General features: G+C 71.2%; 13 protein-coding genes. 6 read left to right on the forward strand and 7 right to left on the reverse strand.

The features are described 5' to 3' along the window. Both GKQ77_RS12195 and GKQ77_RS12200 read left to right on the forward strand, forming a co-directional pair. On the forward strand, nt 1–1,212 hold a 1,212-nt coding region (locus GKQ77_RS12195; RefSeq protein WP_258021215.1), incomplete at its 5' end, for an AAA family ATPase. Further along, a complete protein-coding gene (locus GKQ77_RS12200; protein ID WP_219688733.1) occupies nt 1,209–2,465 on the forward strand; it encodes a vWA domain-containing protein in 1,257 nt (418 codons plus the stop codon). The genes GKQ77_RS12195 and GKQ77_RS12200, both read left to right, overlap by 4 nt. A 78-nt stretch (nt 2,466–2,543) precedes the next feature. Here the strand turns inward: GKQ77_RS12200 and katG are convergent, their stop codons facing one another. Continuing rightward, on the reverse strand, nt 2,544–4,775 hold the full coding sequence (katG, locus tag GKQ77_RS12205) for a catalase/peroxidase HPI (RefSeq protein ID WP_219688734.1): 2,232 nt from the start codon (nt 4,773–4,775) through the stop codon (nt 2,544–2,546). A 281-nt stretch (nt 4,776–5,056) separates the two neighbouring features. Here katG and GKQ77_RS12210 point away from each other — a divergent pair, with 281 nt between their 5' ends. Beyond that, nucleotides 5,057–5,473 carry a Fur family transcriptional regulator gene (locus GKQ77_RS12210; RefSeq protein WP_219688735.1) on the forward strand — a complete coding sequence of 139 codons (417 nt, stop codon included), beginning with the start codon at nt 5,057–5,059 and terminating at the stop codon, nt 5,471–5,473. Between the two features lie 228 nt (nt 5,474–5,701). After that, the gene (locus GKQ77_RS12215) at nt 5,702–6,346 is read left to right on the forward strand and encodes an FMN-binding negative transcriptional regulator (RefSeq protein ID WP_219688736.1); all 645 of its coding nucleotides are present in this window, start codon (nt 5,702–5,704) and stop codon (nt 6,344–6,346) included. Between the two features lie 66 nt (nt 6,347–6,412). On the opposite strand, the gene GKQ77_RS12220 is transcribed toward GKQ77_RS12215, so the two are convergent. Continuing rightward, complete coding sequence (locus GKQ77_RS12220; protein ID WP_308117633.1) at nt 6,413–6,967, reverse strand: LmbU family transcriptional regulator; 555 nt, start codon at nt 6,965–6,967, stop codon at nt 6,413–6,415. Nucleotides 6,968–7,646: 679 nt separating this feature from the next. On the opposite strand from GKQ77_RS12220, the gene GKQ77_RS12225 reads away from it, so the two are divergent. Then, nucleotides 7,647–8,840 carry an IS701 family transposase gene (locus tag GKQ77_RS12225; RefSeq protein WP_219688737.1) on the forward strand — a complete coding sequence of 398 codons (1,194 nt, stop codon included), beginning with the start codon at nt 7,647–7,649 and terminating at the stop codon, nt 8,838–8,840. Nucleotides 8,841–9,284: 444 nt separating this feature from the next. Beyond that, entirely contained in the window at nt 9,285–10,127 is an 843-nt protein-coding gene (locus GKQ77_RS12230; RefSeq protein WP_219688738.1) for a DUF4097 family beta strand repeat-containing protein, read from the forward strand. 51 nt (nt 10,128–10,178) lie between these two features. Here the strand turns inward: GKQ77_RS12230 and GKQ77_RS12235 are convergent, their stop codons facing one another. From GKQ77_RS12235 to GKQ77_RS12255, 5 genes are all read right to left on the reverse strand, one after another. Next, nucleotides 10,179–10,937 (reverse strand): thioesterase II family protein, encoded by a 759-nt coding sequence (locus tag GKQ77_RS12235; RefSeq protein ID WP_219688739.1) that lies wholly within the window; start codon nt 10,935–10,937, stop codon nt 10,179–10,181. Between the two features lie 8 nt (nt 10,938–10,945). After that, the gene (locus GKQ77_RS12240; protein WP_219688740.1) at nt 10,946–12,268 is read right to left on the reverse strand and encodes a lysine N(6)-hydroxylase/L-ornithine N(5)-oxygenase family protein; all 1,323 of its coding nucleotides are present in this window, start codon (nt 12,266–12,268) and stop codon (nt 10,946–10,948) included. Between the two features lie 102 nt (nt 12,269–12,370). Continuing rightward, a complete protein-coding gene (locus GKQ77_RS12245; protein ID WP_219688741.1) occupies nt 12,371–13,927 on the reverse strand; it encodes an FAD-dependent monooxygenase in 1,557 nt (518 codons plus the stop codon). A 64-nt stretch (nt 13,928–13,991) separates the two neighbouring features. Beyond that, the gene (locus GKQ77_RS12250) at nt 13,992–17,240 is read right to left on the reverse strand and encodes an AMP-binding protein (protein WP_308117634.1); all 3,249 of its coding nucleotides are present in this window, start codon (nt 17,238–17,240) and stop codon (nt 13,992–13,994) included. 136 nt (nt 17,241–17,376) lie between these two features. Beyond that, the coding region (locus tag GKQ77_RS12255; RefSeq protein WP_258021219.1) for an acyl carrier protein at nt 17,377–17,865 on the reverse strand (489 nt) is incomplete at its 5' end.

Consider the following 17,865-nt stretch of genomic DNA (forward strand, 5'->3'; position numbering starts at 1 on the left):
GGCCCCGCCCAACTCGACGTCGCCGACGACCTGCTGACCCTGCTGCGGGACACCACCACCGAACCGCGCCCCGACACCCAGCTGGAAGCCCTGACCCTGGCCGTCGCCGCCGATCTGCCCGTACTGCTGTGGGGCGAGCCGGGCATCGGCAAGACCGCCGCCCTGACGCAGCTCGCCGCGACCCTCGATCTGCCGCTGACCACGGTGATCGCCAGCGTCCACGAGCCGTCCGACTTCTCCGGGCTGCCCGTCGTCGGCGACGACCCCGCGGAGCACGGCGTCCCGATGGCCCCGCCGGACTGGGCCGTGCGCCTGGTGCGGGCCGGCCGCGGGCTGCTCTTCCTCGACGAGCTGTCCACCGCGCCCCCGGCCGTGCAGGCCGCCCTGCTCCGCCTCGTCCTCGAACGCCGGATCGGCGCCCTGCGCCTGCCGCCCGGCGTGCGGATCGTGGCCGCCGCCAACCCCCGGTCCTCGGCGGCCGACGGCTGGGAGCTGAGCCCGCCCCTCGCCAACCGGTTCGTCCATCTCCAGTGGACCCACGACCACGAGGTCGTCGTACGCGGACTCGGCGGCACCTGGCCCCGGGCGACCCTTCCCCGACTCGCCCCGGAAAAGCTGCCGGAGGCCGTGGCCTTCGCCCGGCGCGCGGTCTGCGGACTCCTCTCCGCCCGGCCCCGGCTCGTCCACCAGCTCCCCGGCAACGAGACGCGCCGGGGCGGCGCCTGGCCCTCCCCCCGCAGCTGGGAGACGGCGCTGCGCCTGATCGCCTTCGCGACCGCCGCCGGCTCGTCCCGCGAGGTGCTCTCCCTGCTCGTCAGGGGCGCCGTGGGGGACGGCCCGGGGTTCGAACTCCTGGCGAGCCTGGACCGGATGGACCTCCCGGACCCCGAGACGCTCCTCGCCGACCCGGCCAACGCCGCGCTGCCCGAACGGGGGGACCTGCGCCAGGCCGTGCTCGACGGCGTGGTGGACGCGGTGCACCGCAAGCCGGACAAGTCCCGCTGGGAGGCGGCATGGGCCCTTCTTGTGCGGGCGGTGGAGACCGGCGCCCCGGACCTGGTGGTCGTCCCCGCGACGACGCTCGCCTCGCTGCGCCGCGCGGACTGGGATGTCCCGGAGTCGATCGAACGCCTCACGGGAACGGTCTCCCTGTCCCGGCGGGCCGACCGCGCCGCGGCCCGGGCCGCCGCGGCCACCCAGGCACGCCGATGACCACGGACGCGCCGGGCGCGCCGGCCCTCGACAGGCTCGACCTCGACAAGCTGTACGCCGCCCGGTTGCACGCCGCCCGCGCCCGGCCCTATCTGGCCACGGCCCTGTTCGCCCTGCACACCGTCGCGTCGCGGCGGGTACCGACGATGGCCGTCGACCGGCACTGGCGGTGCTACGTCTCACCGGCGTTCGTGGACCGGACGCCGGTGGAGGAACTGGCCGGGGTGTGGGTGCACGAGGTGTCCCATCTGCTGCGCGACCACCACGGGCGCGCCGACCGGGTCGCCCGGGAACGCGGGCTGAGCGGCCCGGGGGAACGGCTGCGGATGAACATCGCCGCCGATCTGGAGATCAACGACGACGTGTTCGGCGACGGTCTCGTCCGGCCCGAAGGGGCCGTCGTACCCCAGTCGTTGGGGCTGCCGCCGGGCGCGCTCATGGAGGAGTACCTGCGCCGGTTCCGGCTCGGCCCGCGCACACAGCACCTGGCCTGGCTCGACTGCGGCAGCGGCGCCGACGGGCTGGCGCGGGAGTGGGAGCTGGGGCCCGAAGGCGCGCACGGGCTCAGCGCTCAGGAGCGGGACGCGGTCCGGTTCCGGGTGGCGCGGGGCATCACCGGGCGGCCCGGCAGCGCCCCGGAGGGCTGGCAGCGGTGGGCCGAGGAGGTGTTCCATCCGCCGCAGCCGTGGCGAGAGTTGCTGGGCGCGGCCGTACGCTCGGCGGCCTCCGGTCCCGGCGCGGGTGAGGACTACACGTACGGCAGACCGGCGCGGCGCTCGGCCGGGGTGCCCGGCGTCGTACTGCCGAGTCTGCGGCGCAGACCGCCCCGGGTCTGCGTGGTCATCGACACCTCCGGCTCGGTCAGCGACGCCGAACTGGGCAGCGCGCTCCTCGAAGTCGCGGCGGTCTCCCGTGCCGTGGGCGGCCGCCGGGACCTGGTCTCCGTGCTGCCGTGCGACGCGGCCGCCCAGCTGGTGCACCCGCTGTGCCGGGGCGAGGGGATCCCGCTGATGGGCGGCGGGGGCACGGATCTGCGGACGGGCTTCGCCAGGGCGCTGCGGTCGAACCCGCGCCCGGACGTGATCGTGGTCCTGACCGACGGCCAGACGCCGTGGCCGGCCGTACGGCCGCCGTGCCGGACCGTCGTGGGCCTCTTCCCCCGGGAGAGTTCCGACGGGTCGTGGGACGAGGACGACCCCGATTACGTGCCGGACCTGCCGCCCGACTGGGCACGCGTGGTCGAGATCGGCTGACGTGCGGGCCGGCCCACGCGGGCCGGCCCGGACGACGTACGCGGATCCGTCCGGGCGGGCCCGGCGGACGTACGCGGATCAGACCAGGTCGAACCGGTCGAGGTTCATGACCTTGTCCCACGCCGCGATGAAGTCCTTCACGAACTTCTCCTTGGCGTCATCGCTCGCGTAGACCTCGGCGAGCGCCCGCAGCTCGGAGTTCGAGCCGAAGACGAGGTCGGCGCGGGTGCCGGTCCACCTGACCTCACCGGTGACGGCGTCGCGGCCCTCGAACATGTCCTGCGCCTCGGACGTCGACTTCCACTCCGTGCCCAGGTCGAGGAGGTTGACGAAGAAGTCGTTGGTCAGCGTCCCGGGGCTGGTGGTGAGGACGCCGTGCCGCGTCTCCTGGTAGTTCGCGCCGAGGACGCGCAGGCCACCGACGAGGACCGTCAGCTCGGGCGCGCTCAGGGTCAGCAGGTTGGCCTTGTCGAGCAGCAGGTACTCGGCGGGCAAGCGGTTGCCCTTGCCGAGGTAGTTGCGGAACCCGTCGGCGGTCGGCTCGAGCGCGGCGAACGACTCGACGTCCGTCTGCTCCTGCGTCGCGTCCACCCGGCCCGGCGTGAAGGGCACCTCGACGTCGAACCCGGCGTCCTTGGCGGCCTGTTCGACACCGGCGGCACCGGCGAGCACGATCAGGTCGGCGAGCGAGACCCGCTTGCCGCCGCTCTGCGCGGAGTCGAAGGCCTCCTTGATGCCCTCAAGGGTGCGCAGGACCGTGGCGAGGCGGTCGGGCTGGTTGACCTCCCAGCCGCTCTGCGGCTCCAGACGGATGCGGGCGCCGTTGGCGCCGCCGCGCTTGTCGCTGCCCCGGAAGGAGGAGGCCGCGGCCCACGCGGTGGAGACCAGCTGCGACACGGAGAGGCCGGAGGCAAGTATCTGCCCCTTGAGGGCGGCGATGTCCGCGGCGTCGATGACCTCGTGCGCCGCCTCGGGCAGGGGGTCCTGCCACACCAGCGTCTCCGCCGGGACCTCCGGGCCGAGGTAGCGCGCGACCGGGCCCATGTCGCGGTGGGTCAGCTTGAACCAGGCGCGTGCGAACGCGTCCGCGAACTCGGCGGGGTTCGCGAGGAAGCGGCGCGAGATCTGCTCGTACGCCGGGTCGAACCGCAGCGAGAGGTCCGTCGTCAGCATCGTCGGCGCGTGGGTCCTCGAACCGTCGTGGGCGTCGGGGACGGTCCCGGCACCTGCGCCGTCCTTCGGCCGCCACTGGTGCGCGCCCGCGGGGCTCTTGAACAGCTCCCACTCATAGCCGAAGAGGATCTCGAAGAAGCTGTTGTCCCACGTGATCGGCGTGTTCGTCCAGATGCCCTCAAGGCCGCTGGTGATCGTGTCGGCGCCCTTGCCGGTGCCGTAGGAACTCCTCCAGCCGAGGCCCTGCTGCTCCATCGGGGCGGCCTCGGGGTCGTCGCCGACGTGGTCGGCCGGGCCCGCGCCGTGCGTCTTGCCGAAGGTGTGGCCGCCGGCGATCAGGGCGACGGTCTCCTCGTCGTTCATCGCCATCCGACGGAACGTCTCGCGGATGTCGCGGGCCGCGGCGAGCGGGTCCGGATTGCCGTTCGGGCCCTCGGGGTTGACGTAGATGAGGCCCATCTGGACGGCGCCGAGGGGGTTCTCGAGCTCGCGGTCGCCGGTGTAGCGCTCGTCGCCGAGCCAGGTGGTCTCGGGGCCCCAGTAGACGTCCTCGTCGGGCTCCCAGACGTCCGCGCGGCCACCGGCGAACCCGAAGGTCTCGAAGCCCATCGACTCCAGGGCCACGTTGCCGGTGAGGATCATGAGGTCGGCCCACGAGATGCTCTGGCCGTACTTCTTCTTGACCGGCCACAGCAGGCGGCGGGCCTTGTCCAGGCTCGCGTTGTCCGGCCAGCTGTTGAGCGGCGCGAAGCGCTGCTGGCCCGCACCCGCGCCGCCGCGGCCGTCACTGATCCGGTAGGTGCCCGCGCTGTGCCAGGCCATCCGGATCATGAACGGGCCGTAGTGGCCGAAGTCGGCGGGCCACCAGGGCTGCGAGGTCGTCAGGACCTCCGCGATGTCCCGCTTCACGGCCGGCAGATCGAGGGCCTTGAACGCCTCGGCGTAGTCGAACTCCTCGCCGAGCGGGTTGGCCACGGCGGGGTTCTTCGCGAGGATCTTCAGGTTCAGCCGCTCCGGCCACCACTGGCGGTTTCCGCCGCCCTGGGTCGGGTGCGGGGCACGCCCGTGCGCGACCGGACAGCCGGTCACCTCCTCCGGCTTGGGGTCGGTGACGATCGCGTCATGGTTCTCAGTCATGGGAATCCTTCCGGACGGGGCGGATCACGATGCTCGGAACTGCGGACGGCTGCACCGTCGGACACAGGCCCCCAGGGCGGACCCGGCTGCTGAAGTCACGTGTCTTTCCCCGTTGTTGCCCTATGCCTTGGCTATCGGCCGGATCCGATCCTACGATGGACTTAGTCCAAGTCAATACGACGAACAGGCCGATACGGATTCATTCGCCGGACGCCGCACTCGACGGGCGGACGACGCACACTGACGACACACACCGACGAGGCACATGAAGGCTGGTGGCCATGAGTGACTTGGTGGAACGGCTGCGCGGACGCGGCTGGCGGATGACCGCTCAGCGCCGGGTGGTCGCCGAGGTGCTCACCGGCGACCATGTCCACCTCACCGCCGACGAGGTGCTCGCGCGCGCCACGGCCCGGCTGCCGGAGATCTCCCGCGCCACGGTCTACAACACCCTCGGCGAGCTGGTCTCGCTCGGCGAGGTGGTCGAGGTGACGGCCCACGGCCGCGCCAAGCGCTACGACCCGAACGCCCACCGCCCCCACCAGCACCTGGTCTGCTCGGAGTGCGGCACGATCCGGGACGTCCACCCCGGCGGCGACCCGCTGACCGACCTGCCGGACTCGGAGCGGTTCGGCTACACCGTCTCCGAGGTCGAGGTGACGTACCGGGGGCACTGCCCCGACTGCGCGGGCTTGTAAGGCCGACGGGTCCCTCTGCGCTTTCCCGGCATGGCCGAACCTTCCCTTCATTGCGCCGGAGACGACGGGGCGCCACGATGGAATACCCCCGTTGTCCTGCCAACAGGACAACGCGGCGATTTCTTCGTTACTCGCCGCATCAATTCCGCGCGCTCCACGGAAGCGACGCCGCAGAGTCGCCGTTCTCGGAGTCACCGTTCTCGTCACACCCCGAAAGGTGAGTGCTGCATGTTCGTGCCCAGCCAATACCGGGAACCGGACGTCTCGTGGATGCTGGACCTGATGCGTGAGAACCCGCTGGCACTGGCGGCCAGCAATGGGCCGCCCACCGAGGGGCCGTTCGCCACTCACCTTCCGGTCATCACCGACCCACAGTGGACGGGACAACCCGTTTCGGACTTGGCGGGCATGCTTCTGCTGGGGCACCTGAACCGGGCCAATCCGCACTGGAAGGCGCTGGACACGGGGACGGTGGTTCTGCTGACGTTCACCGGTCCGCACGCCTATGTTTCGCCCACCGTCTACGACATCACACCCGCCGCCCCAACCTGGGACTTCACCTCGGTGCACGTCCACGGCGTGGTGGAGCGGATCGAATCGACGGAGGAGACGCTGGATGTCGTCCAGGCCACGGTGCAGGCCTTCGAGAAAGAATTGGGCGACAACTGGGACATGACCCGATCCATCGACTATTTCCGTAAGATAGTGCCGGCCGTCGGCGCCTTCCGGGTCCGGGTGAGCAAGGCCGAGGGAATGTTCAAACTCAGCCAGGAACAGAGCCCCGAGATCCGCGACCGGGTCGTGCGGTCGTTCGCCGAGCGCGGCTGCACCCGGCACGCGCAGACCGCGGAGCTCATGAACCGCCTGCCGTGACGGCCCCTCGCGTGCCGCGGGGTCCGCATACGCCGAAGCGTGTGCGGACCCCGGCGGCCGGGCCGGTCACTCGACGGGGAGCGACCGACCCGTCTCCCTCAGCACCTGGTCGGCCGCGGCGTCGAGCGTGGCCGTCACCCAGTCCCCCAGCTCGGTGCCGGCTTCGACCGCCGCCTTGTGCCACCACTGGAGCCGGTTGTCGGGGACCGCGAGCCGGCGCGTCGTCGCCACCGCGTCCTGCTCCTGCGTCGTGCCGTCGCGCTCGGCCTTGAGGGCCTGACGCAGCTGCTTGGTGCTCCACTTCATCCGCTCGGCACGGTCGAGCCAGGCGTCCTGTTCCTCGACGTGCAAGGACGCCAGCTCGGCATGGTGCTGGAAGCTGAGCGCGTGCCGCCGGCGCTCCACCTCGAACCGTCGGGAGACCCAGGCGTAATTGCGCAGCGTCTGGTATTGGAGACCGGCCGCCCTGATGCCCAGTTCATAGCGGTCGGCATAGTGGTCCTTGCCGTAGACGAGCCAGTCACCGAGCCACCATGACGAGGAGTTGAGAAGCCCGGAGAGCTGACGTCCGGCGCGTTCCCATTCCTCGAAGGCCAGTCCTATGGGTATGTGTAATCCCACGTTTGTCGTGAGTACCTGTTCGCGCCGCGCCTGCGCCCCGCCGGCTCTTCGGGGCCTTTCCCCGGGCCCTGCGGTTCTGCCGAACATGGTCGGCTTGGAATCCTGGCAGTTCTCGACCTGCTGTGTCATCACGCCTCCGTCTCAAGGTGCGTATCGACCGAGCGGTTTCGCGGTGGCTCCCCATCGAATACGGAAAGCGTTCCACCCCGTTTTCTGAACGCATGCCAAATGCGGTGGCCACTACTCGCAGATGAGTACTGCCGACCCGAATGAACCGGACATTGCGCGGTCCCCGTTCCGGCCGGGAGGGCCAGCTACCGCTCTCCGAGTAGATCCTGACATCGATGCCAATTCAAGGATCTTGGCGTCCTTGAACACTACTTTGCGGAGTTCTAGCGCTTCTCTTACGCGGTGATCCAGTCCGCCGATTGGCGTGAATTGAGCAGGCGTACAAGGCCTGTGACGACTTACAGTGTCCGCCGCGCCACGGCCCGCCCTCCGCGTCACCGCCGCGGCCCGTCACGCCCGCCGCCGAACGCCCCCCACCGAACGCCCGGGAGTACGCGCCAGGAGAGGCGCCACAACAAGTCAGCCAAACTCCAGCCTCTGGCACCACACTAGAGCGCGCCCTACACTCTCTCCCCACAACGCTCAGTAGCCTCGGGGGAGTTATTGCGGCATGCGGACGACCCAAGCAGGCACCTCGTCGGCTTCCGGAGACGTGGCCTACGCCCGCACTCCGGCCCTTCCTCTGGATCTCTTCAGCGGCACGATCTTCAAGAGCCTGCGCCGGACCGACCAACGCAAGTGGGCGCACGCCTATCTGAAGGGGCTGCTCGTCACGCCGGGCAAGAAGTCCGTGCGCCGGCTCGCCACCGCGATCTCCCGCGACCCGTCCGTCGCCCAGTCACTGCGCCAGTTCGTCAGCCTCAGCCCGTGGGACTTCGACGAGGTCATGGAGGAGCTCACCCACTGGGTGGCCGGCCGCCGCCCCGGGCCCGTCTGGTCCATCGGCCGGGCCGTCCTGCCCAAGCGGGGCGACCGGTCGGTGGGCGTCCACCGCTACTTCGACCGGTCCTCGGGCCGCACCCTCAACTGCCAGCTGGGGCTGGGCTCCTTCTGGTGCGTGGGCGACGCCCAGTTTCCCGTCGACTGGTGTCTGCACCTGTCGACGACCTGGACGCAGGACCCCGCGCGGCGCAGGGAGGCGCGGATACCGGACGGCGAGCAGTACCGGCCGATGTGGGCGGACGCCCTGCGACTCGTCGACCGGCTCGCGGCCCGCTCGGACTCCCCCTCCTCCGTCGTCCTCGTCGACATGAGCGACGAGCCCGACGTCGGGTATCTGCTGCGCGGACTCGCCAGACGACACCGCGACTTCGTCGTGGCGGTGCCGCCGTACCTCGCGGTGCTGGCCGCGGGCGAGGGCGCCTCGGCACCGGTGAGCGCGAAGTCCCTGCTCTCCGGGCAGAGCCCGGATTCGGCCGTCGTCCTGTCGCTCGGCAAGGAGAGGCGCCCCGCGCGTTTCCAGACCTCGCTCGTCCGTCTGACCGGCGGCCCCCCAGGGCGCGCCCCCGGCCCTCTCTACCGGCTCTACACCGAGGCGGACCCCACCGGCGCCCCGGGCCCGCTGTGGCTCACCAGCCTCGCCCACCACACGCTCGCCGAGGTCTCCTCGATCACCGCGCTGCACGCCGGGACGGCGGAGGCGATCGGCTCCATGCGGCGGGACTTCGGACTGCTCGACTTCGAGGGGCGTTCCTTCCCCGGCTGGTACCACCACATGGCCCTCGTCTCGGCGGCGTACACCTACCAACGCCTGCACGGCTCCGCCGCGGCGCCGCCTCCCGACACGGCTCAACGAGTGCCGTAGCGGGCGGCGTGCGGTCGAGCCGCCCTCGCCATCCTCGCACCAGCTGGCGCCATACGTACCGCCAATCCGCGCCACTTTGGCGCGCGATGGGCGACATCGAGACACCGGGGATCCGGCACGCGCCGACCGCGACACGCCGGACGAGCCGACTTTGGCTCCTTCTCGTCGCCTGACCCACCGTCAACTTCCTTTTCGCACAGCACGCACCGGCGGCGAATGCCATCCTTGACGCCCAACCGGCGGGTTGCCCCGTCGCTTACGTGACCGATTCCGCTCACTGCCCGAGCACGTTCCACACCCCGGGATCCCGCCCGCGCCGTGATGGCGCTAGTGTGGCACCACGTGGTGCCAGTGCCGGACGCGCGGTGCTGGCCGTACGGGCTCGAGCCCCGGTGGACCGGGGCCGTAACCGAGCCTCCGCAGACTCCCGAAGGCGGCCCCGCCATGCCGACGTTCGAGACACCCTCACCTGTGCGGGTGGTGCTCAGCCTCGTGTGCGGCCAGGTACGGATCGTCGCGAGCGACCGCGCCGACACGACCGTCGAGGCGTATCCGCGCGACAGCGACGATGAGGACGACGTGCGGACCGCCGAGCGGCTGCACATCGACTTCGCCGACGGCCGGCTGACCGTGACCGCCCCGGAACCGGGGTGCGGCGGTGGCGCCGTCATCGTGGTGATCACCGTGCCCACCGGATCGAGCCTGCACGGACGGGGGATGTGCGCGGACTTCCTCGGAGCGGGAGAGCTGGGCGAGTGCCGGCTCAGCACGGGCCTCGGGCACATCAGGCTCCACCACACCGGCAGCCTGCGCCTGGGCGCCGCCCTCGGGGACATCACGGTCGACCGGGCGGTCGGCACGGTCGAGGCCACGGCGGACCGTGGCGACGTCCGTCTGGGGCTGATCGAGGGCAGCACCACGGTCAGCGCGAAGGGCGAGAGCGACGCGACGGTGGAGGAGGTGCGCGGTGCCGCCCGGCTGTACGCGGAGCGAGGGACCGTCTGGATCGGCCGGGCGCACACCGACGTGGAGGCCCGGACGAGCCACGGTGACATCGGCGTCGGGGAGGTGCGGCGAGGTTCCGTGAGCGTCACCACCACGTTCGGCAGCATCCGCGTCGGTGTGGCCGAGACCAGCGGTGCCCGTCTGGCCCTCGACTCCGCCGCGGGCACCGTCTCCACGGCCCTCTCGCTCCTGGTGGCGCACGAGCAGGCCGACGACGTCGTGTGCGTCGAGGCCCGGACCGTGATCGGCGACGTCGTGGTGGAGCGTTCCCGCGCGGAGTGAAACCGGCTTCAGGAACGCGATGGACCGTGCCTCACCGGCGTGGGCCGTGCCTCAAGAGGCCGCCTCGGTGCGGTGCTTGGCGTGGCGCAGTACATCACTCAGGTCCGCAAGGAGCGCGGCCTCCTGGGGCACGAGGTAGAAATGCCCGCCGGGCAGCACCCGGAGCCGGAAGGCGTCGTGCGTCATGTCGGCCCAGCCGCGCATCTGCTCCGGGGTCACCTCGGAATCGGCGTCGCCGGTGTAGCCGTACACCGGGCAGTCGAGCGGAGGCCGGTGGCCGCCGCGGTACGCGTCCACGAGCCGGTAGTCGGCGCGGACGGCGGGGAGCACCAACTCCCGCAGATCGGGGTCGGCGAAGACCGGGGCGCGGCTCTGGTCGAAGCGCAGGATGTCCGCGATGATCTTCTCGTCGGAGCCGAAGTGCCGCCGGATGCCGCCCATCGCGTGGGGCGGGCGTCTGCCGGACACGCACAGGGCGGCCGGCGGACGCCCCCGCTCGTGAAGCCGCAGCGCCACCTCATGCGCCACCGAGGCCCCCATGCTGTGGCCGAACAGCACCAACCGGCACCGCGCCAGCTCGCTGAGCGCATCGGCGATGTCGTCCGCGAGGGCCTCGATCCCCGACGGGAACGGCTCGCCGTGCCGGTCCTCCCGGCCCGGGTACCTGATGGCGAGCACACCGGCGTCCGCGGGCAGGCCCACGGGCCAGGTGCGGTACGCGCTGGCCCAGCCGCCGGCGTGGGGGAAGCAGACGAGTTTCGTGCCGTACGCGTCGTCGTCACGGAAGCGGCGTATCCACTGCTCTTCCACCGGACTCCTCATCGCAGCGCGGGCTCGGCGGCCCGCTCCGCGCACCGGGAGATGATCGAGTCGGCGATCTCACCGCTCCGTACGGCGATGTTCGACAGCAGCGACGAGGTCAGGCCGTGGGTGTGTTCGGTGCCGCCCTGAAGGTAGATGCCGCACCGCAGCTCCGGATCGGTGACGATGCGGTAGTCACGCTCCACGCGGTACCGGCCCGCCTCGTCCCGCAGGCAGTGCCGGTCGAGTTCGCCGAGCAGGCCCGTGGGCTCCATCGTCTGGTAGCCGGTGGCACAGATGAGAGCGTCGAAGTCCAGTTCGCGTACTTCGGCGTCGGGGCCCACCTGCAGGGAGACGCGGGTCTCGGCGCCGACGCGCTTCACGCCGGTGACCCGCGACAGGTTGAGGAAGTGGAGGCGTTCGACGTTCCGTACCTCGTCGTCGTACGCCCTGCGGTACAGCGCCCTGATCACCTCGTCGTCGACGACGGAGTAGTTCGTGTTGCGGTGGTACCGCCAGAACGCCTCGCGTGTCTGGTCGGTGCCGAAGTAGTAGTCGTCGACGGCCCCCGGGTCGAAGATCTGGTTGGCGAAGGGGGTGTCGTCCGCGACGGAGTAGCCGTAGGACGGAATGACCGCCCACACCTCGGCGTGCGGAAGCTCGTCGTACAGGAACCTGGTGATCTCGGCGGCGCTCTGGCCCGCCCCGACGACCGCCACCCGGCGCAGCTCCCCGGGGTCCGCCCGGTGGTACTTCTCCAGGAACTCGGAGCTGTGCCACACCCGTTCGTCGCGCTCGGTTCCCTCCGGCATGCTCGGGACGAGGCCCGTCGAGATCACCACGTTGCGCGCCTCGACCACGCGGCCGGTCCGGCCGGTGGCGTCCGCCACCTCGAGGCGCAACCGGTCCGCCCGCTCGGCGTCGGCCCCCGGTGGCAGTCGGATCGCCGTCACCTTCGAGTCGTACGCGATGCGATCGGCCACCCGCGCCTGCGCCCACTCCAGGTACTGGTGGAACTCCTGGCGCGTGGGGAAGAAGTCCTGGTTGTTGACGAACTGCGGGAGCCGCCCCGACTCGTGCAGATACGCGATGAAGCTGAAACTCGACGTCGGATTGCGGAAGGTGACGAGGTCCTTGAGGAACGATATCTGCATGGTCGCCGACGGCAGCAGCATGTTGCGGTGCCAGCCGAACGACAACTGCCGCTCCAGGAAAAGGGCGTTGATCTGGTTCTGCGCGTCCTTCGCCCGGAATTCCTCCAGGGCGATGGCGAGTGACAGGTTGGAGGGACCGAACCCAATGCCGACCACGTCGTAGGTCTCGTGTTCACGATCACTCATAGCATTCTCCCGCTGGCATGAAGGTGCGATGCGTTTGTTCGGATCTCCGGTGGACCGTTCGTGTCCCGTCGGCGGGACGCGAGCGCACGGGCGGGCGGTGACTCACCCCCGTGACGCCGGACCGAACCAGGTGGTGAGGGCGGCCCGCAGCGCGGAGGTGTCGGACGCGCCGCCGGCGCCCGCCGCCCAGGCGACGTGGCCGTCGGGGCGGATGAGCAGCGCGCTGGGAGCGGGGACCTCGCCGACGGCCGGGACGGGCCAGTGGTCGTCCTCGCTCCGCGCCTCGACGATGTCGACGCGATCGGTCCAGCCCTCGGCCGCCGCCACCACGTGGGCGCTGCCGCGCAGGTCGAGCAGGACGGGGCGGGCGCCGTGCAGCAGTTCGTGGACGCGGGTGGCGCCGTCCGTCGTCTTGAGGTCGGCGTCGGGGACCCGGCGGCCGGCCAGCAGATGGTCGCAGTCGGCCGGGTAGCGGATGTCCAGTGCCGTGAGCATGCCCCGCAGATACTGGTTGACGTCGTCGAAGACGATGAGCGAGGCGAACACGTCGCGCAGCGCGTCCGAATGGGCGCCGGGGCGGGCAAGGGCCGCCTGCGCCCGGGTGTTGTGCAGCACGCGCTCGCCGACGGGGTGGCGCTCGGCGTGGTAGCTGTCCAGCAAGCTCTCGGGTGCCTGTCCGCGTACCACCGAGGCGAGTTTCCAGCCGAGGTTGACCGCGTCCTGCACTCCCATGTTCAGTCCCTGCCCGCCGGCCGGGAAGTGGATGTGCGCCGCGTCGCCCGCGAGCAGGACGCGGCCCTCCCGGTACCGGGCGGCCTGTCGTGCGGCGTCGCTGAACCGGGATACCCAGCGCGGGCTGTGCATGCCGTAGTCCGTGCCGGCGATCCTGATCAGCGAGTCGCGGAGCTGCTCGAACGTCGTCGGTTCGTCGCGGTCCGCGACGCGGCCGTGCTCGGTGGTGATCAGCCGGTACCAGCCCGGTTCGAAGGCGATCACCGAATAGTCTCCGCCCGGGCAGCGCCGTCCCCAGATGTAGTCCTCGGGCAGGTCGGGGAGTTCGACGTCGCCGATCAGCGAGGTCATCGTGGCCGGAGTGCCGGGGAAGTCGATGCCCGCCAGCTTGCGCACGGTGCTGCGCCCGCCGTCGCAGCCCACGAGGTAGCGGGCGCGTAGCGTCGCCGGTGCGCTCTGGGCCGTCCCCAGCTCGACCGTCACACCGGTCTCGTCCTGGCGGATGCCGCTCACCTCGGAGGACCAGCGCACGCGCACACCGAGTTCGGCCGCCCACTCCTCCAGGAGCTGTTCGATCGTGGACTGCAGGATCATCAGCGGATAGGGGTGGCGGGACTCGAACTCGTCGAACTCCAGGCGCAGTCCGGAGAAGTGGCCCACCCCCTGGAGTTCGCCCACCGCCAGGAAGCGGTCCAGGATGCCGCGCTGGTCAAGCACCTCCAGGGTGCGGGAGTGCATCCCGCCGGCCCGTGACTCGCCGGTCCGCTCCGCGAGTCGTTCGACCACCACCACGTCGGCGCCCGCCAGCCGCAGTTCGCAGGCGAGCATCAGGCCGGTCGGCCCGGCGCCCGCGATCACCACATCCGTCTCCATGCCGGTGTGCCCCACCTCGTTCTTCCCCTCTGTCCCGTGCGCCTCTGACGTCATGAACCCACCTCGGCCTTCTCGTGCGGAAGCCTTCGTGCGGAAGCCTTCTCGTCCACGCCTTCGTTCAGAGGACTTCGCCTTCCTTCGTCCTTCGGCGCAGGGTCGGCCTGCTGGACTGGGCGAGGTCCTTCCACGTGTCCGACAGACCGGCGACGGTGCGTACCGCGAAGAGGGTGCGGATGGACACCTCCTGGTTCAGCTGGGCCCGGATCAGACCGACCAGCCTGATGGCCCGCAGCGAGTTGCCGCCGAGGTCGAAGAAGTCGTCGTCGATGCCCACCCGGTCCACTTCGAGTACGTCGGCGAAGGCCTCGGTCAGCACTTGCTCGGTGTGGTTGCGCGGTGCGCGGTACCGCCGTCCGTCGTCGAAGGCGGGCTCCGGCAGTGCGGCGCGGTCCACCCTGGCGCCGGGCGTCAGCGGCAGGCGTTCGAGGACCATGAACAGCGACGGCACCATGTACTCCGGCAACCGTCCGGCGGCGAAGCGGCGCAGCTCCTCGACCGCGAGGCCGTCCCCGTGGTCACGGCCGCCCGCCGGAACCACGTAGGCGACCAGGCGCTGCTGCCCGGAGTCGTCCTTGCCCGCGACCACGACGGCCTGCGCGAGCCCGGGGTGCTCGGCCAGCGCCTCCTCGACCTCGGCCACTTCGACGCGGACGCCCCGTATCTCCGCCTGGGCGCCGACCCGGCCCACGTACTCCACCAGGCCGTCGGCCCCCCAGCGCGCCCGCTCTCCGGTGCGGTACATGACCGCGCCGGCCGGACCGAACGGACAGGGCACGAACCGCTCCGCCGTCTGCCCGGGTCGCCCGGCATGACCGCGTGCCACCGCGGGCCCGGCCACGTACAGCTCTCCGGTCACGCCGACGGGGACCGGCGCGAGGCCCGGTCCCAGCACATAGAGAGCGGTGTTGTCCATGGGCCGTGCGCACAGTGTCGGCGCCGTCAGGCCGGGGCCGTTGACGACCGTCAGCCCGGGGCAGGCCTCCCGCACCCGGCGCACCGCGGCCTCGGGCACGCGGTCACCGCCGACCCACACCTCGCGGAATCCGGCGAGCCGCTCGGGGCGTTCCGCCGAGACCGCCGCGAACTGGGCCGTGGGCAGCCATGTCGTGGAGGCCTGGTGCTCCTCTCGCAGCTCGGTCAGCGCGTCGATGTCGAGCTGTCCGGGAGGAGCGACGACCACCCGGCCGCCGTTCAGCAGGGGCACCCACAGTTCGAGGGCGAGCGCGTCGGAGGTGTGCGGCGCATGCCACAGCACGGTGTGGGGGCCGTCTTCCTGCCAGTGGCGGTCGAGGGCGAACCGCTCCATGTTCCGGTGCGTCACCGCGACGCCTGTGGGCGCGCCGGCCGCCGTGGAGCCGTGCACCACGGCGAGCAGGTTGTCCCGGTGCACCGGGGCCGGAACACCTCGCTCCGCGTCTCCGTCCGCGGCCTCCGCGCAGATGTCGCCGAACAGGAGCGCGGGGAGTCCGAGGTCCGCGGCGAGCGCTTCGGCTGTCGTCGGATCGGTGAGCAGTGCGCGCGCCGAGGAGTCGCCGACCACCGACGTGATCCGCGCCGCCGGAAGCGCCGGGTCCACCGGCAGGTAGGCTCCGCCCGCCTTCGCGATCCCCAGCAGGGCGACGGCCAGGTCCACCGAGCGCGGCAGGGCCACCGCCGTGACCGTCTCGGGGCCGAGGCCGCGACGTCGCAGCGCCTCGGCGAGGCGGCTCGACCGTTCGTCCAGTTCCCGGTACGAGACCACCGCGTCCCCGGCCTCCATGGCGACGGCGTCGGGCGTCCGCTCCACCTGGCGGGCGAACAGCTCCGGAAGGGCCAGTCCCGGCAACGGCGCGTCCGTCGCGTGGGGTGCCGCCAGCACCTGGTCCCGCTCGGCGCCGCTCAACACGTCGAGGGCGCCGACCGGCGTCTGGGGGCCGGCGGCCAGCAGGGCACGGATGTGAGCGATCAGGTCCGCGCCGATGGCGTGCAGGTCCGCGCGGGAGTACAGGCCCGCGGGGGCGTCGAGCCGGAAGCACAGGTCGCTGTCGGGGCTTCCGTCGGTGCCGACCGCGATCGACAGTTCGTCGAAGGTGCCGGTCGTCGCGCAGAGGTAGCGCGCCGGGTGGTCGGCGAAGTGCAGTTGCTCCGCGAACTCGGTGACGTTCACGACGGCGCCGAAGCTGCCGCGGTCGCTCAGGGCGGCGCCGCTCGCACGCTGGATCTCGGAGTAGTGGCAGGCGGTGTGGTCGAAGATCTCGTACGTCTCGTCACCCAGCGCGTCGGCGAGCTCGGTGAGGGTCGCGCCGAGCGGAACCCTCACCCGTACCGGCACCACGTTCACCGCGAGAGCGGGTGTCCTGCTCGCTGCCCCGACCCGGTTGCCCACGGCCAGCGAGAAGAGGAAGTCGGGGCGGTCGCAGCGGTGCCGGAGGAACACCGCCGTGGCCGCGGTGAGCATCGACGACATCCACACGCCCATGGCCTTCGCGGCCTCGGTCCACGCGTCCGCCTCGGCGCGCGGGACGGTCAGGGTCCGGCTCACCATGCCGAGGGAGCCCGCCACTTCCGACCAGCGGTCGGCGCTGCTCAGGGGTGCGGAGAGCGCGGTCCGCGCCGGCTCGGGCAGGGCCGGGCGCGGTACCTGCGCGGGCGCGGGCGAGTCCTTGAGGTAGTCGCGCCAGAATTCCGTGTCCTCGGCGAATTTCGGGGAGGCGTGGTATTCCGCTGCCTCGTTCGTGAACGATTCGGTGTCCCACGAATGCGGTGGCTCCGGTGCCTTCTCACCCCGTGCCAGTGCCGTGTACACCTCGGCGAGGCGCCGCGAGAGGAGTCCTGCCGCCCCATACCCGTCCGATATCAGGTGGTGGTAGGCGATCACCACCAGCGAGCGGGTCGCCGCGAGTCGGACCACGCCAAGGCGGAACAGCAGATCCCGCTCCAGGTCGAAGGGTTGGCGCACCATCTCGGCCAGCGCTTCGCGCGCGGCCTGCTCGGGGTCGGACTCGGCGCTGAAGTCCAGGGAGAACGGCTGCCAGTCCCCCAGCTCCCGGGGGACCATCCGCAGCCCGCCGCCGTCGTCGACGAAGTTGACCCGCAGCACTTCGGCCTCGTCCAGTACGTGCCGGAACGCGGATTCCATGGCCGCCGTGTCCAGCTCGCCGTCCACATCCCACATGATCATCGCGTGGTTCAGTGAATCGGAAGCCATTTTCTGCGCCAGCCACATCCCTTTGTGCGCAGCCGGTGCGTCGAATGAACGCAAACGGATCAACCCCTCAACAAATAGGCCCGGGAAGCGGAGGAATTCACAGATCGCCTCCACCTTCATGAAGGCGGATCAGCGGGTCAAGACAGTTGGGTTCCGGGGCGGGACGGGCCGCCGTCGGCTTGCGGTGTCCCGCCGGCGGGACATCCCGCGCGGCGCGGGATCCCAGGGCGCTGAGGGTTTCCGGAGTGCCGGCGGATTACCGCGAATCGCGGCCGGTCATCGCGGACATGATGTGCGCGGTGATCAGTCTCGGCGTCGGGTGGCGCAGCACCACATTCGCCCTCAGTTTGACTCCGGTCGTCGCGGCCAGCCGTTTGCTCAGCTCCACCGAGAGCATCGAGTCGAATCCGATCTCCCCGAATTTCTGGTCGGGGTCGAGGATTTCGGCGGAGGGGTGTCCGAGTACGACGGCGACCTTCTCCAGGACGTGGTCCAGCACGAGTGCTTCGGCCTCGTCGGCGGGAAGCGCGGCGAGCTTCTCCGACAGGGGGACGAGTTGCTCGTCGTCTGCGGGGAGGTCGATCGAGGGCGCCTCCCCCGCGGGCGCCTCGTGCGAGGGGGCGTTCAGCCAGTAGCGGCGCCGCTGGAAGGCGTAGGTGGGCAGGTCCACCACCCGTGCCCCCCGGCCCGCGAACACCGCGGGCCACTCCACCTCCACCCCCGACACCCACGCCTCACCCAACGA

The sequence above is a fragment of the Streptomyces anatolicus genome, from assembly GCF_019400875.1.
GTDB lineage: Bacteria > Actinomycetota > Actinomycetes > Streptomycetales > Streptomycetaceae > Streptomyces > Streptomyces anatolicus.